Origin of the sequence: Lentzea albidocapillata (genome assembly GCF_000719115.1) — a bacterium.
GTDB lineage: Bacteria > Actinomycetota > Actinomycetes > Mycobacteriales > Pseudonocardiaceae > Lentzea > Lentzea albidocapillata.
Genome location: NZ_JOEA01000008.1, coordinates 300,325 through 314,281 on the forward strand (window position 1 = coordinate 300,325; position 13,957 = coordinate 314,281).

At 70.1% G+C, this 13,957-nt stretch carries 15 protein-coding genes; 5 read left to right on the forward strand and 10 right to left on the reverse strand.

The genetic code is table 11. From position 1 onward, the window contains the following. Positions 1-49: 49 nt before the first annotated feature. Complete coding sequence (gene soxR / locus IG04_RS0113900) at positions 50-496, forward strand: redox-sensitive transcriptional activator SoxR (protein WP_173849996.1); 447 nt, start codon at positions 50-52, stop codon at positions 494-496. Here soxR and IG04_RS0113905 read toward each other — a convergent pair. Continuing rightward, positions 440-1,315, reverse strand: a complete 876-nt coding sequence (locus tag IG04_RS0113905) for an alpha/beta fold hydrolase (protein WP_051769856.1) — start codon at positions 1,313-1,315, stop codon at positions 440-442. The two genes, soxR and IG04_RS0113905, sit on opposite strands and share 57 nt — an antisense overlap. Before the next feature lie 54 nt (positions 1,316-1,369). Here IG04_RS0113905 and IG04_RS0113910 point away from each other — a divergent pair, with 54 nt between their 5' ends. Continuing rightward, entirely contained in the window at positions 1,370-1,894 is a 525-nt protein-coding gene (locus tag IG04_RS0113910; RefSeq protein WP_030477038.1) for an RNA 2'-phosphotransferase, read from the forward strand. A gap of 7 nt (positions 1,895-1,901) precedes the next feature. Here IG04_RS0113910 and IG04_RS47155 read toward each other — a convergent pair whose 3' ends face one another. From IG04_RS47155 to hisD, 4 genes are read right to left on the reverse strand one after another with little or no spacing between them, the layout of a single operon-like run. Continuing rightward, complete coding sequence (locus tag IG04_RS47155; protein WP_169745995.1) at positions 1,902-2,057, reverse strand: hypothetical protein; 156 nt, start codon at positions 2,055-2,057, stop codon at positions 1,902-1,904. Next, positions 2,057-2,656 carry an imidazoleglycerol-phosphate dehydratase HisB gene (hisB, locus tag IG04_RS0113920; RefSeq protein WP_030477039.1) on the reverse strand — a complete coding sequence of 200 codons (600 nt, stop codon included), beginning with the start codon at positions 2,654-2,656 and terminating at the stop codon, positions 2,057-2,059. The genes IG04_RS47155 and hisB overlap by 1 nt, the downstream gene beginning before the upstream one ends. Then, a complete protein-coding gene (locus IG04_RS0113925; protein ID WP_030477040.1) occupies positions 2,653-3,759 on the reverse strand; it encodes a histidinol-phosphate transaminase in 1,107 nt (368 codons plus the stop codon). Before IG04_RS0113925 ends, hisB begins: the two co-directional genes overlap by 4 nt. Beyond that, positions 3,756-5,072, reverse strand: a complete 1,317-nt coding sequence (gene hisD / locus IG04_RS0113930; protein WP_030477041.1) for a histidinol dehydrogenase — start codon at positions 5,070-5,072, stop codon at positions 3,756-3,758. The genes IG04_RS0113925 and hisD overlap by 4 nt, the downstream gene beginning before the upstream one ends. Positions 5,073-5,205: 133 nt before the next feature. Here hisD and IG04_RS0113935 point away from each other — a divergent pair, with 133 nt between their 5' ends. After that, positions 5,206-6,501, forward strand: coding sequence for a M14 family metallopeptidase (locus tag IG04_RS0113935; protein ID WP_030477042.1), 1,296 nt, complete (start codon positions 5,206-5,208; stop codon positions 6,499-6,501). Here the strand turns inward: IG04_RS0113935 and IG04_RS0113940 are convergent. Next, entirely contained in the window at positions 6,482-7,606 is a 1,125-nt protein-coding gene (locus IG04_RS0113940; RefSeq protein ID WP_245816363.1) for an aminotransferase class V-fold PLP-dependent enzyme, read from the reverse strand. The genes IG04_RS0113935 and IG04_RS0113940 overlap by 20 nt on opposite strands. Before the next feature lie 33 nt (positions 7,607-7,639). On the opposite strand from IG04_RS0113940, the gene IG04_RS0113945 reads away from it, so the two are divergent. Beyond that, complete coding sequence (locus tag IG04_RS0113945) at positions 7,640-8,131, forward strand: hypothetical protein (protein ID WP_169745994.1); 492 nt, start codon at positions 7,640-7,642, stop codon at positions 8,129-8,131. Here the strand turns inward: IG04_RS0113945 and IG04_RS0113950 are convergent. Continuing rightward, positions 8,124-9,623 (reverse strand): ABC transporter substrate-binding protein, encoded by a 1,500-nt coding sequence (locus tag IG04_RS0113950; RefSeq protein ID WP_030477045.1) that lies wholly within the window; start codon positions 9,621-9,623, stop codon positions 8,124-8,126. The genes IG04_RS0113945 and IG04_RS0113950 overlap by 8 nt on opposite strands. Before the next feature lie 25 nt (positions 9,624-9,648). Here IG04_RS0113950 and IG04_RS0113955 point away from each other — a divergent pair, with 25 nt between their 5' ends. Continuing rightward, the gene (locus IG04_RS0113955) at positions 9,649-10,422 is read left to right on the forward strand and encodes a carbon-nitrogen hydrolase family protein (RefSeq protein WP_030477046.1); all 774 of its coding nucleotides are present in this window, start codon (positions 9,649-9,651) and stop codon (positions 10,420-10,422) included. Positions 10,423-10,434: 12 nt separating this feature from the next. Here IG04_RS0113955 and nadC read toward each other — a convergent pair whose 3' ends face one another. From nadC to nadA, 3 genes are read right to left on the reverse strand one after another with little or no spacing between them, the layout of a single operon-like run. Then, entirely contained in the window at positions 10,435-11,283 is an 849-nt protein-coding gene (nadC, locus tag IG04_RS0113960; protein ID WP_030477047.1) for a carboxylating nicotinate-nucleotide diphosphorylase, read from the reverse strand. Further along, positions 11,280-12,893 (reverse strand): L-aspartate oxidase, encoded by a 1,614-nt coding sequence (locus tag IG04_RS0113965; protein ID WP_030477048.1) that lies wholly within the window; start codon positions 12,891-12,893, stop codon positions 11,280-11,282. Before IG04_RS0113965 ends, nadC begins: the two co-directional genes overlap by 4 nt. Next, positions 12,893-13,912 (reverse strand): quinolinate synthase NadA, encoded by a 1,020-nt coding sequence (gene nadA / locus IG04_RS0113970; RefSeq protein WP_030477049.1) that lies wholly within the window; start codon positions 13,910-13,912, stop codon positions 12,893-12,895. The genes IG04_RS0113965 and nadA overlap by 1 nt, the downstream gene beginning before the upstream one ends. Positions 13,913-13,957 lie beyond the last annotated feature (45 nt).

Sequence of the window (13,957 nt, forward strand, 5' to 3'; positions counted from 1 at the left end):
AGCTGGAGGTCAAGCGGGCTACCATGATCCGGTGAGCAAGTTGCCGGAAATGCTGACCATCGGCCAGGTCGCCGAGCGCAGCGGCGTCCCCCACACCGCCCTGCGCTTCTACGAGGACAGGGGTCTGATCACCTCGGTCCGCACGGCGGGCAACCAGCGCCGCTACCTGCGCTCGGTGCTGCGCCGGCTGGCGTTCATCCGCACCGCGCAACGCGTTGGCCTCACCCTGGAGGACGTCCGCGACGCCCTCGCCCAGCTCCCGGACAACCGCACGCCGACGAAGTCCGACTGGGAACGCCTCTCCCGCTCGTGGAAGTCGGAACTCGACGCCCGCATCGACGCCCTGTACCGCCTGCGCGACCGCCTCACCGGCTGCATCGGCTGCGGCTGCCTTTCGCTGCGCAGCTGCGCCCTGCAGAACATCGACGACGAACAGGCCTCACACGGGCCGGGCGCTCCCAAGCTCAAGCCCGCCGTCGAGGGCGGTACCGCATAGGAACTCGCGCACCGCGCGCAGGTAGCCGTCGGGGTCGTCGACGTGCAGCATGTGGCCCGCGTTCTCCAGGATCACGGCTCGCGCTCGCGGGATCAGGCCGAGCGTCGGCTCGACCAGGCTGACCGGGAACGTCATGTCCTGCCGGCCGTGCAGCAGGAGCACCGGAACGTCGAGGTCGGCGAGCCGGCGCGCGGCGTCGGGAAGCCGGGGTGAGACCAGGCCGGCGGTCTGGAGCCGGCGCACCCACTCCGCGCCGAACCGCACCTGTCCCAGCCGCTTCAGGTAGCCCGGTATCCGCGCGGCGCGGCGGACGTTGGCTTCCACGGCCTCGAACGCGTCAGCCCGCACGCACTGCTCCGGCGTCAGGTCCTCGCGCTGCCACGGATCCTCCTGGTCAGCCATGATCTCGTCCCGCTCGGCCCATCCGTCGAAGGCGTCCGGCGGCACCGGCAGCACACTGCTGCCCGACACGATCAGGCTGCGCACGCGCTCCGGGTGGGTGATGGCGAACCGCTGCGCGACCATGCCGCCGTAGGAGTGACCGAGGACGTCCGCTCGCTCGACGTCGAACGCGTCCAGCACTCGCACGAGGTCTTCCACCACACCGTCCGGGTGATACTCCGGCGCTCGCCCCGACCGGCCACATCCGCGCAGGTCCGGCAGCAGCAGCCGGCAGTCCAGCCGGTCGAGCGGGTCGCGGAGATAGCTGTGGTCCCAGTCGGGGCCGCCGTGGATCGCGAGCAACGTCCGGTCCCCGGTGCCCTCCTGCCAGGCCACGAAGATCTCAGTCTCGCCCGGAACCCGCCGCTGACGCCACATCCAGCCCATGAAACCGCAAAACCGCTGGACGCGCTGTGGTTTCCTGATGGGGAAATGGAAGACGAACGAATGATCCGCCTCTCGAAGCGGATGTCCAAAGCCCTCCGGCACCAGCCCGAGCGCGTCGGCCTCACCCTCGACCCCTCGGGCTGGGTGCCGGTGGCCGACCTCCTGAACGCACTCGGCATCTCCGAGGCGGACATGCTCGAAGTCGTGGAGCGCAACGACAAGAACCGCTTCACGGTCGCAGGCGACCGCATCCGTGCGAACCAGGGCCACAGCGTCGAAGTGGACCTCGGGCTGCCGACCGCGATCCCGCCGGACCAGCTGTTCCACGGCACCGTCGCGCAGTACCTCGACGACATCATGCGCGACGGCCTGCGGCCGATGTCACGCCACGACGTGCACCTCTCGCCTGATCGCGAGACCGCGCGGCGCGTGGGGGCGCGGCGCGGCCGGCCGTTGATCCTGACCGTGGACGCCAGGGCGATGCACGTGGACGGGCACGAGTTCCGGCTCAGCGCGAACGGGGTGTGGCTCGCGCAGCACGTGCCGGCGCGCTATCTCAGCGAAGCGTGAAGCGGAACTAGACCAGCCAGAGAACGGCGCCGCCGACCGCCACCAGGAGCAGCACCAGCAGGATGATCGCCAGGAGTTTGGCGGTCTTCCACGTGGTGTAGACGCCACCGGCCAGGAAGCCCGCGAGGGCCAGCAGGCCGATGACGACGACTTCCTTCGGCATCAGAGGACGCCCTTGGTCGACGGGACGCCGGCGACGCGCGGGTCGGGCTCGGTCGCGACGCGCAGGGCGCGGGCGATGGCCTTGTACTCGGCTTCCGCGATGTGGTGCGGGTCGCGGCCGTATTCGACGCGCACGTGCAGTGCGATCTGGGCGTGGAAGGCCAGCGACTCGAAGACGTGCCGGTTCAGCACGAACGGGTAGTTCCCGCCGATCACGAAGCTGTTGAACTGCTCCGGCTCGCCCTTGTGCACGGTGTACGGGCGGCCTGAGACGTCGACCGCGGCGTGCGCGAGGGTCTCGTCCATCGGGATCCAGCAGTCGCCGAAACGGCGGATGCCCTTCTTGTCGCCCAGCGCTTCCCGGAGTGCCTGGCCCAGCACGATCGCGATGTCCTCGACCGAGTGGTGGGCGTCGATGTGCGTGTCACCCGTGGCGCGGACGATCAGGTCGAAGCTGCCGTGCACGCCGAACGCCGTGAGCATGTGGTCGTAGAACGGCACGCCCGTGTTGATCTCCACCTGGCCGGTGCCGTCCAGGTCGATCTCCACGTAGACCGACGACTCCCTGGTGGTGCGCTCCACCTTGCCGACACGACTCACCGGCTGACCTCCTTGCTGGCCGCGAGGAAAGCGTCGTTCTCCTCGGGTGTTCCGATGGTCACCCGCAGGTGACCCGCGATTCCGACGTCCCTGATGAGTACGCCGTGGTCCAAATAGGACTTCCAGACCTCACGTGCGTTCTCGAACCAGCCGAACAGCACGAAGTTCGCGTCCGAGGGCACGACCTGGAAACCCAGGGCGGCAAGCTCGGACGACACGCGATCACGTTCCGCGGCCAGCAGAGCCACCGAACCCAGCGTCTCCTCGGCGTGGCGCAACGACGCGCGCGCGGCCGCCTGCGTCAGCGCGGACAGGTGGTACGGCAGGCGGACGAGCTGCAGGGCGTCGACCACGGCCGGAGCGGCCGCCAGGTAGCCCAGGCGGCCACCGGCGAACGCGAAGGCCTTCGACATCGTGCGCGAGACGATCAGGCGCGAGCCGAACTCGTCCAGCAGCTTGATCGCGCTCTCCTGCGGGGAGAACTCCGCGTACGCCTCGTCGACCACGATCACGCCGGAGCAGGCCGCGATCAGCAGGCGCAGGTCCTCGAGCGGGATCGACTGGCCGGTCGGGTTGTTCGGCGACGTCACGAAGACGACGTCCGGCCGCAGGTCCGAGATCAGCGCGGCGGCCTTCTCGACGTCCAGCGAGAAGTCGGCACGGCGCGGGGTCGGCGACCACTCGGTGCGGGTGCCGGCCGCGATGATCGGATGCATCGAGTACGACGGCTCGAAGCCCAGCGCCACGCGGCCAGGACCGCCGAACGCCTGCAGGATCTGCTGGAGGATCTCGTTGGAACCGTTGGCGGCCCAGAGGTTCTCCGACGTCAACGGGATCGAGGTCGCGTCCGACAGGTACGCCGCCAGGTCCTCGCGCAACGCCACCGCGTCGCGGTCCGGGTAGCGGTGCAGCTCACCGGCGATCTCGGCGACCGCGGCGACGACGTCGGCGGCCAGCGCGTCGGTGGGCGCGTACGGGTTCTCGTTGGTGTTCAGGCGGTACGGGACGTCGAGCTGCGGCGCACCGTAGGGCGTGCGGCCGCGCAAGTCTTCGCGCAGGGGCAGATCCGACAGCTCCACCCGCGCGCCGACCACAGGCTTCATCGGGAGAACCTCGCTGTCACAGCCTGTCCGTGCGCGGGCAGGTCCTCCGCGTTGGCCAGCGCGACGACCTTGTCGGCAACCTCGCGCAGTGCTTCCTCGGAGTAGTCGATCACGTGGATGCCGCGCAGGAACGTCTGCACGGACAGTCCGGACGAGTGCCGCGCGCAGCCACCCGTCGGCAGCACGTGGTTCGAGCCGGCGCAGTAGTCGCCCAGCGACACCGGCGAGTGCGCGCCGACGAAGATCGCACCGGCGGCCGTGATGCGCTGCGCCACCTCACGCGAGTCGCGCGTCTGGATCTCCAGGTGCTCGGCGGCGTAGGCGTTGACGACCCGCACCCCTTCGTCCACAGAGGACACCAGGACGGTGCCGGACTGCTTGCCTGCCAGCGCCGTGCGGATCCGCTCGGTGTGCTTGGTGGCACCGATCTGGCGGTCCAGCTCGGCGTCCACCGCGTCCGCCAGCTCGGCGGAGTCCGTCACCAGCACCGACGCCGCGAGCGGGTCGTGCTCGGCCTGGCTGATCAGGTCCGCGGCCACGTGCACGGCGTCGGCGGACGAGTCGGCGAGGATCGCGATCTCCGTCGGCCCCGCCTCGGAGTCGATGCCGATCAGGCCGCGCAGCAACCGCTTGGCCGCCGTCACGTAGATGTTGCCGGGGCCGGTGACGACGTCGACCGGGGCCAGCTCGGCTCCGTCGGTGTCCACACCGCCGTGCGCCAGCAGTGCCACGGCCTGGGCGCCGCCCACGGCCCACACCTCGTCGACGCCGAGCAACGCGGCGGCGGCCAGGATGGCCGGGTGCGGCAGGCCACCGAACTCGGCCTGCGGCGGCGAGCACACCACCAGCGACGCCACGCCGGCGATCTGCGCGGGCACGACGTTCATGACGACCGTCGACGGGTAGACCGCGAGGCCGCCGGGCGCGTACAGGCCGACGCGTTCGACCGGCACCCACTTCTCCGTCACGGTGCCGCCGGGCACGACCTGCGTGGTCGTGTCCTCCCGGCGCTGGTCGGCGTGCACCCGCCGGGTGCGGTCGATGACCTCTTCCAAAGCCTCGCGCACGGCCGGGTCCAACGAGGACAAAGCAGACGAAATCTCCGAAGCGGGCACGCGGACGGATTCGGGACGAACCCCGTCGAACTTCTCCGTGTACTCCAGGGCGGCTTCGACGCCGCGCTCGGCGATCGCCTCCACCATGGGCCGCACATGATGCAGAACCGCGTCCACGTCCACCTCGGCGCGCGGCACGATGGCGCGCAACTGAGCGGGGGTCGTGGTGCGACCTCGCAGGTCGATGCGGTTCAGCATGTCCTACAGCCTAGTTCCCGCAGAAATCTGTCAACGGTCAGCCCGCTATCGGCGCTACCTCACCCTGTGACAGCACGGCCACGCTCGGTCGAGCACCACTCCGTCGCAAACCCCTGCTGATGATGGAGGAACGATGTTCAGTAAGCGCCGCGGCAAGATCGCCGCAGTGCTCGCCATCTGTCTGCCCGTGCTGGTCGCGGGCATGGCGACACCCAGCACCGCCGACTCCGGCCGTTATCTGCTGGAAGTCACGGCGAACACGTCCGCCGAACGCACCCAGGTCGCCGAGATCGGCGTAGACGTGCTCGGTGCGACGAAGCTCACCACCGTCTCGGTCGTCGCGGACAAGGCCCAGTACCGGGCCCTGCAGGCCACCGGCCTGCCGATCAGGTACGTGGGTGACTTCGAGCAGCAGCTCAAGAGCCTCGGCAAGGTCGACTTCTCCGACCCGGTGCCCGGCCAGGTCGGTACCCAGGACTTCCCGTCCGGCTACGCGGGCTACCACAACTTCGCGGAGACGACCGCGGAGATGCAGCAGACCGTTCGCGACCACCCGAGCCTCGCGAGCATGCGCAGCATCGGCAAGAGCTTCCAGAACCGGGACATCTGGGCGCTCAAGGTCAGTGACAACGTGGCCACCGACGAGAGCGAGCCGGAGGTGCTGCTCGTCTGCGGCCAGCACGCCCGCGAGCACCTGACGGTCGAGCAGTGCCTGCAGATCATCAAGCGCTACACCGACAACTACGCCACCCCTGCGATCAAGAACCTCATCGACAGCCGTGAGGTGTGGATCGTCCCGATGATGAACCCGGACGGCGCCGAGTACGACATCGCGACCGGCTCGTTCCGCGGCTGGCGCAAGAACCGCCAGGGCAACGGCACCGACCTCAACCGCAACTGGGGCTACAAGTGGGGCTGCTGCGGCGGTTCCAGCGGCAGCAGCACGTCGGACACGTACCGCGGCCCGTCGGCGTTCTCCGCACCGGAGACCGCCCGCATCCGCGACTTCGTGAACTCACGCGTCGTCGGTGGCACCCAGCAGATCAAGACGTTCATCGACATCCACTCGTTCTCGGAGCTCGTGCTGTGGCCGTACGGCTACACCCGCGCCGACACCGACACCGGTCTCAACGCGGACGAGGCGCGCGCGTTCCAGACGCTCGGCCGGCAGATGGCCGCCACCAACGGCTACACGCCGGAGCAGGCGAGCGACCTGTACATCACCGACGGCACCAGCGACGACTGGATGTGGGGCCAGCACAAGATCTGGGCGTACACCTTCGAGATGTACCCGAGCAGCGGCGGCCTCAACGGCTTCTACCCGCGTGACACGGTCATCCCGGCGCAGACGTCGCGCAACGACCGTGCCATCGACCTGTTCCTGAGCTACTCGGACTGTGTGAAGCGGGTCATCGGGCAGACCTGCTGATCCGTTCCAGCGCCTGATCGATCTCCTCCGGAGTGACGAAGTAGTGCGGGGAGGCCCGCACTACCTCGTCCAGGCCCCGGCGGGTCATGTCGATCAGCGTCGAGCCCTTCTGCGAGACCGTGACGGCGACGTTCTCCTGCCACAGCCGGTCTTTGAGCTCCATCGCCGGCACCCGGTCGCTCGTGAACGTGACGATGCCGGACCGCCGTTCACCGAGGTCCTGAACGGTGATGCCGTCCATGGCGCTCAGGCCCTCCCGCAAGCGCCGGGCGCGTTCCTGCACCTCGGCCTCGATCACGTCCAGCCCTCTGGCCAGCGCGTACTTCACGGCGGCGATGAGGCCCAGCCGGTCCGCGACGCTGTACTCCCACAGCTCGAACACCCGCGCGTCGTCTCGCGGCTCGTAGCGGCCGGGCGCGACCCACTCGGCGGCGCTGTGGTCCATCAGCCGCGGCTTCAGCCTGCGGCGCACGTCGTCGCGCACCACCAGCGCGCCCGTGCCGCGCGGGCCGCGCAGCCACTTGCGGCCGGTGCAGACGAGCATGTCGTAGTCGAGGCCGCGCAGGTCGATCTGGCCGGTCGACTGGCAGGCGTCGAGCAGCACGAGCGCACCGACCTCGTGAGCCTTCGCCGTGACCTCGCTGACCGGGTTGACCAGACCGCCGTTCGTGGGCACGTGCACGAGCGAGATCAGCTTGACCCGTTCGTCCAGGTCGAGGGCGCCGACGTCCAACTGCCCGTGCGCGTCGGACGGCATGACCTCGATCGTCGCGCCGGTCTCCTCGGCGCGGCGCAGCATCGGCACCGCGTTGCCGCCGTACTCGACCTCGGTGACGAGGACGCGGTCACCCTTCCCCAGCGGGACGGCGTCGAAGGCCGTGAGCCACGACCGGGTCGCGCTGTCGGTGAACGCGACCTCGGACGGTTCGCAGCCGAAGAACCCGGCCAGCACGCCGTACCCCGCCTCGACGTCGTCACGCCGTTCCGCGGCGGCCCGGTAACCGCCGATCTCGGTCTCCCGGCGCAGGTGCCCGATCACCTCGTCCACCACCTCGGCGGGCGGGATCGAGGAACCGGCGCTGTCCAGGAAAATCAGGTCGCTCACGCCGGTACTTTGCCACGAAATAGGCTGTCCACCATGGTGGAGATCCCCTACGGCAAGCGCATGAAGCCGCGGTACGTGAGGTTCCTGATCATCACGGTGGTCGGGGTCGCGCTGGTCGCGTTCGCCCTGGACATCCCGTGGCTGCTCATCACGCTGATCGTCCTGGGTGTACTGAACACGGTCGTGTGCGTGGGCGCTCTCTACGTGCTGACCAAGCAGCCGCACACCATCTCCGACGACGAACTGCGGCTGCGGCAGCTGGGGTTCTTCGACTGGAGCATCCCGACCGCCGACCTCGGTTCCGCCCAGATCACCGAGCGCACCCACAAGGGGCAGCGCAGCGTCGAGGTGATCGGTGACGCGCTCGTCATCCAGTCGCTGACCAGGACGAACGTGTCCGTGCCGTTCCACGAACCGCAGCTCGTGGACCTCGGCAAGACGGGCGTGCAGCGGGTCGAGCGCGTCGAGTTCTGGGCGGACGAGCCGGAGAAGGCCGTCCGCGAGATCAACGCCCGGACTACTTAGGCTCCCACTTCTCCAGGTTCCACCAGGGACCCCAGGTCAGCGCGCCATAGGAGTTCGGGTCGACCACCGGCAGGTAGCCGTTCCACGAGTCGCGCATCACGTACGCGTGCTCGGGGAAGACCAGCACCGCCATCGACGGCGCGGCGACGAACGCCTGCTGGAAGAGCTTGTACGCCACCGCGCGCTGCGCCGGGTCGATCAGCCTACGGCCGTTCTCGAGGGCGGCGTCGGCGGCGGGACTGCCCTGTCCGCGCAGGTCGTAGAGCATCAGGTCCGGGTCGAACGGCGAGCCCTCGCCGTACAGCAGCGCGTCCTGGGCCATCCGCGGGCGGATCGCCTCCCACGACAGGCCGGCAAGCTGCACGTCGACGCCCACGGCCTTGGCGTCGGCCGCGAACGCCGTGGCCAGGTCCGCCCGTAGGTCGTCGCCCAGCGGGTACATCAGCGTGAAACGGGCCGCGACGCCCTCGCGGACGCGGATGCCGTCCGCACCGGGCACCCAGCCGCCGACGTCGAGCAGCCGCGTCGCCTCGGCCTTGTCGAAGCGGAACTTCGCGGTCGGGTCGAACTGCTCGGCCAGCGCGTCCGGCACCGGCGTGTAGGCGATGGTGCCCTTGCCGTCGAGCAGGCTGTCGATCATGCCCTGGCGGTTCGCGGCGAAGTTCAGCGCCAGCCGGACGGAGGCGTTGCCGGTGACCGTGTTGGCCGCGGGCAGCCGCACGGCGCGGTAGTCGGCGCTGCGGTGGTAGTTCACCTGCAGGCCCGACCTGGCGGCGAACTGCGTGGCGATCTTGGGCGGCAGCACCGTGCCGTCGAACTCGCCGTCCTGCATGCGGCGGGCCCGCTGGTTGTCGTCGGTGACGAAGACGATCGTCACCTTCTTGACCTTCGGCGCGCCGTCGAAGTAGCCCTCGTTGGACTCCAGCAGCAGCCGGTCGCCCTTCTTCCACTCGGTGACCTTGTACGGGCCGGTGCCGACGGGCTGACCGTCCGGCTTCGCCTGCTCGCTGGGCAGGACACCGAGCACGAGCAGGTGCGGGAACGCCGCCTGCGTCTGCGTGAGGGTGAAGCGGACCGTCGACGGGTCGACCTGCTCGACGCCCTTGAGCGTGCTGAACCGGTCCTTGACCGGGTTCCGCAGCGCGGCGGTGTAGGTGGCGACGACGTCCTCGGCACCGAACGTGCTGCCGTCGGTGAACTTCACGTCGCCGCGCAGCTTGACCGTCCAGCTCAGGCCGTCCGCCGCCGGCTGCGGCAGATCGGCCGCGAGCCGCGGGGTCAGCGACCCGTCCTGGCGGTGCTCGACCAGTCCGTCGTAGATCTTCGAGACACCCTGCGCGCCGTAGCCGAGCAGCGGGCTCAGCGTCGTCGGCTCGTCGCGGTCGGCCAGCACGATCGACGTGCCGTTCGACCCGCCGTCCGGGCGGGGTGCGGCGGTCTCGGTGCAGCCCGCGGCGGCCAGCAACACGACTAGGAGCAGTGGGTAACGCACGGTTCCGGACCCTACAGTGAGGCTCATGCGCATCGCTGTGAGTCAGATCAGCTCGACCACCGATCCGCGGTCGAACCTGGAGCTCGTCCGCGACGCGGTGCGCAGGGCCGACGGCGCGCGGGTCGTGCTGCTGCCCGAAGCGACGATGTGCCGGTTCGGCGTGCCACTCGGGCCGGTCGCGGAGCCGCTGGACGGACCGTGGGCCTCAGCGGTGCACGAGATCGCGGTCCAGCACGACGTCGTGGTGGTGGCGGGCATGTTCACGCCTTCGGATGACCGCGTGACGAACACCATGCTGGTGACCGGGCCTGATCTGCACGTGGGCTACGACAAGATCCACCTGTTCGACGCGTTCGGGTTCCAGGAGTCGCGCACGGTCGCTCCCGGCTCCGAGGTCGTGACCTTCGACGTGGACGGCGTCACCTTGGGCGTGGCCACCTGTTACGACATCCGCTTTCCGTCGTTGTTCACGGCCCTGGCCGACCAGGGCGCCTCCGCCGTGCTGGTCGGGGCGTCGTGGGGCGCCGGGCCGGGCAAGAAAGAGCAGTGGGAACTGCTGGTGCGGGCGCGCGCGCTGGACTGCACGTCGTTCGTCGTGGCGTGCGGGCAGGCCTACCCCGGCGACCTGGGTTCGTCCGCTCCGACCGGGATCGGCTACTCGACGGTCGCCGACCCGTTCGGGAACGTCGTCGTGCAGCTGTCGGACCAGCCCTCGTCGTCGATCGTCGACCTCGATCTCGCGCAGGTGGAACAAGCTCGTTCCGTGCTGCCCGTGCTGGCGAACCGACGGCTGCGTTGACCTCCGCAGCCGCTAGCGCAGGTCCAGGCCGAGGTCGAGTGACGGGCTGGAGTGCGTGAGGCCGCCGACCGCGAGGTAGTCCACGCCGGTCTCGGCGTACGCGCGGGCCACGTCCAAAGTCAGCCCGCCGGACGCCTCCAGCTTCACGCCGTCCGGACGCCGCCGCACGGCCTGAGCGCACTGCTCGGGCGTGAAGTTGTCCAGCAGCACCAGTTCCGCGCCTTCGGCCAGCGCCTCGTCGAGCTGGTCGAGGCTGTCGACCTCGACCTCCATCAGCAGTTCGGGCGCGTGCGCACGGGCCGCGCGGATCGCGGCGCCCACCGAACCGGCCGCGGCGACGTGGTTGTCCTTGATGAGGATCGCGTCGCCGAGGCCCATGCGGTGGTTCACGCCGCCGCCGGCGCGCACCGCGTACTTCTGCAGCAAACGCAGGCCCGGCAACGTCTTGCGCGAGTCGCGGACGGCCGCGCCGGTGCCCTCGATCGCGTCCACCCACTGGGCGGTCCGCGTCGCGATGCCGGACAGGTGGCAGATCAGGTTCAGCGCCGTGCGTTCGACGGTGAGCAGGCCGCGGGTCGGGCCGGTGAGCACCAGGGCGGGCTCACCGGGGACGGCCTTGTCGCCGTCGGAGGCCTCGGAGATCACCTCGATTTCGGGCAGGTAGCGCTGGAAAGCCGTGCGGGCGACGGAAACGCCGCACAGCACGCCCGCTGCGCGAGGAGTGATCTCGGCGGTCGCGACGGCCTTCTGCGGCACGGTCGCGAGCGTCGTGGCGTCGAGGCCGTAGCGGAGGTCTTCTTCCAGCGCGAGCTGGATGACCCGGTTCGCGTCGTCCCAGTCGATGTTGCCGTCGATGGTCATGCGACACCCTCAGCGAGAACAGGATCGGCCAGCACGGGCTGACCGGTCGGGGTGAGCCGGACGAGCTGACTGCGCCGCCACGCCTCGGAACGCTCGGTGAAGTCCGTGCGGACGTGGCAGCCGCGTGATTCGGTGCGTTGCTGCGCCGCCGCGATCAGCGCGCGGGCGGCCGTGGTCAGCGCCGCGTCCTCGACCAGTTCGCGCGACTCCAGCTGCTTGTCCACAGTGGACACGTCGAGGACCGAGCCGACGACGGCCAGGCCCTCGGCGTCGCGGCCGATCGCGGCGTAGCGGGACATCACACGTTGCAACAGGTCGCGGTCCGCGACCGGAGCGGTGGGCAGCGAGGGCTCGACCGATCGCGCGGGCGAGATCAGGCCGATGGCGAGGTCTGCGGCGACGGTCTCGGCGGCACGCGTGCCGCAGACCAGGCCTTCGAGCAAGCTGTTGGAGGCCAGGCGGTTCGCGCCGTGCAGACCGGTGCGGGCGACCTCGCCGACCGCGTAGAGACCCGTCACGCCGGTGCGGCCGTCGACGGTGGAGACCACTCCGCCACAGGCGAAGTGTGCTGCCGGGGCGACCGGGATCGGATCCACGGCCGGGTCGATGCCCACCGAGGTGCAGGCCGAGAACACGGTCGGGAAGCGGGTCGCCATGTCGTGCAGCGCCGTCGCGTCCAGGAAGACGTGGTCGTCGACGCCGCCGGGTCCCGCCGCCATGTGCCGGGTGATCGCGGCCGCCACGACGTCGCGCGGGGCCAGGTCTTCGAGCGGGTGCACGCCCTTCATCACGCGGGCACCGGTCGCGTCGATCAGCACGGCACCTTCGCCGCGCACGGCCTCCGTGACGAGCGGGCACCGGCCACGGGCGCCGCGGCCCGTGTAGAGGACGGTCGGGTGGAACTGGATGAACTCGACGTCCGCGGCCAGCGCGCCGGCCCTGAGCGCCAGCGCGAGCCCGTCACCCGTTGCCACCGATGGGTTCGAGGTCGCCTGGTACATCTGGCCGAGGCCACCGGTCGCCAGCAGCACGGCGGGCGCGGTGAGCACACCGGGCACGCCGTTGCCGTCGAGCACGAGGAGTCCGGCCACGGCACCGAGCGGCGTCTTCACCGCGTCGACCGCGACGTGGTTCTCCAGCAGGGGAACCCGTCCGTCCACAGTGGCCTTGAGCAGGGCTCGCTCCACCTCGGCGCCGGTAGCGTCGCCACCGGCGTGCACGACGCGGAACGCGCTGTGGCCGCCTTCGCGGGTGCGTTCGAGCAGCCCGTCCGGCTTCGCGTCGAACACGGCACCGCGCTCGCGCAGCCGGGCGACGGCCGCGGGACCGTCGGTGATGATCGCCTCGACGGCCGCGTCCTCGCAGAGGCCCGCGCCCGCCGTCAGCGTGTCCTCGATGTGCCGCGCGACCGAGTCGCCGGGGTCGTGCTGGTCCTCCATGACGACGGCGACGCCGCCCTGGGCCCAGCGGGTGTTGCCGTCGTCTCCCGCGGCCTTCGTGACGACCAGGACGCGCAGTCCCAGCTCACGAGCCCGCAGCGCAGCGGTCAGGCCCGCCACGCCCGTGCCGACCACGATCAGGTCGGCTCGCGCCTCCCAGCGCGCGGCCATCACTCACCGCCGCCGGGCTTGCCGATCTCGATCATGCGCTGCACGGCGCCATGAGCCCGCTTGGCGGTCTCCAGGTCGACGTGCACCTCGTCCAGGCCGTCACGCACGCAGCGCAGCAGCGCGGCCGGCGTGATCATCTTCATGTAGGTGCAGGACGCGCGGTCGTTGACAGCGCGGAAGTCGATCTCCGGGGCGGCCTTGCGCAGCTGGTGCAGCATGCCGACCTCGGTCGCGACGAGCACCTTGGTCGCCTTCGTCGAGCGGGCCGCGGTGATCATGTCGCCGGTCGAGAGGATCTTGACCTTCTCCGCCGGGACGATGCCCTCGCCGCTCAGGTACAGCGCGCTGGTGGCGCAGCCGCACTCCGGGTGGATGAACAGGTCCGCCTCGGGGTTCGCGGCGGCGCGCTCGGCCAGCTCAGGGCCGTTGATGCCGGCGTGGACGTGGCACTCGCCCGCCCAGATGTGCAGGTTCTCGCGGCCGGTCTCGCGCTTGACGTGCGCGCCCAGGAACTGGTCCGGGCAGAACAGCACCTCGCGGTCCGCCGGGATGGACCTGACGACGTCGACGGCGTTCGAGGACGTGCAGCAGATGTCCGTCTCGGCCTTCACCTCTGCCGTGGTGTTCACATAGGACACGACGACCGCGCCGGGGTGCTCAGCCTTCCACTCGCGCAGCTGCGCGCCGTTGATCGAGTCGGCGAGCGAGCAGCCCGCGCGCTCGTCCGGGATCAGCACGGTCTTCTGCGGGGCGAGGATCTTCGCGGTCTCGGCCATGAAGTGCACGCCGCAGAAGATGATGGTCTGCGCGTCGGACTGCGCGGCGATCCGGCTCAGCGCGAGGGAGTCGCCGGTGTGGTGGGCGATGTCCTGGATCTCGGGCAGCTGGTAGTTGTGCGCCAGAATGACGGCGTCGCGCTCTTTGGCAAGGCGCAGCACCTCGTCTCGCCACGCGGCGTTCGGCTCGACTCCGCCGTACACACCCGAAGCGGTTCGCTCCACGGTTGCGGTAGCGACCATCACTGCCTCCTCGATCCGGGGTTTTCGCCTGCTGGTCGAAAACGT

What these genes read in the sequence shown, in the direction of transcription:
- IG04_RS0113945 (WP_169745994.1), top strand. Translation starts at nt 7,640, where the DNA reads ATGGTGGAGATCCCCTACGGCAAGCGCATGAAGCCGCGGTACGTGAGG.
- IG04_RS0113955 (WP_030477046.1), top strand. Translation starts at nt 9,649, where the DNA reads ATGCGCATCGCTGTGAGTCAGATCAGCTCGACCACCGATCCGCGGTCG.
- nadC (WP_030477047.1), bottom strand. Translation starts at nt 11,283, where the DNA reads ATGACCATCGACGGCAACATCGACTGGGACGACGCGAACCGGGTCATC.
- IG04_RS0113905 (WP_051769856.1), bottom strand. Translation starts at nt 1,315, where the DNA reads ATGTGGCGTCAGCGGCGGGTTCCGGGCGAGACTGAGATCTTCGTGGCC.
- IG04_RS0113935 (WP_030477042.1), top strand. Translation starts at nt 5,206, where the DNA reads ATGTTCAGTAAGCGCCGCGGCAAGATCGCCGCAGTGCTCGCCATCTGT.
- IG04_RS0113925 (WP_030477040.1), bottom strand. Translation starts at nt 3,759, where the DNA reads ATGAAGCCTGTGGTCGGCGCGCGGGTGGAGCTGTCGGATCTGCCCCTG.
- nadA (WP_030477049.1), bottom strand. Translation starts at nt 13,912, where the DNA reads ATGGTCGCTACCGCAACCGTGGAGCGAACCGCTTCGGGTGTGTACGGC.
- soxR (WP_173849996.1), top strand. Translation starts at nt 50, where the DNA reads ATGCTGACCATCGGCCAGGTCGCCGAGCGCAGCGGCGTCCCCCACACC.
- IG04_RS47155 (WP_169745995.1), bottom strand. Translation starts at nt 2,057, where the DNA reads ATGCCGAAGGAAGTCGTCGTCATCGGCCTGCTGGCCCTCGCGGGCTTC.
- IG04_RS0113965 (WP_030477048.1), bottom strand. Translation starts at nt 12,893, where the DNA reads ATGGCCGCGCGCTGGGAGGCGCGAGCCGACCTGATCGTGGTCGGCACG.
- hisD (WP_030477041.1), bottom strand. Translation starts at nt 5,072, where the DNA reads ATGCTGAACCGCATCGACCTGCGAGGTCGCACCACGACCCCCGCTCAG.
- IG04_RS0113910 (WP_030477038.1), top strand. Translation starts at nt 1,370, where the DNA reads ATGGAAGACGAACGAATGATCCGCCTCTCGAAGCGGATGTCCAAAGCC.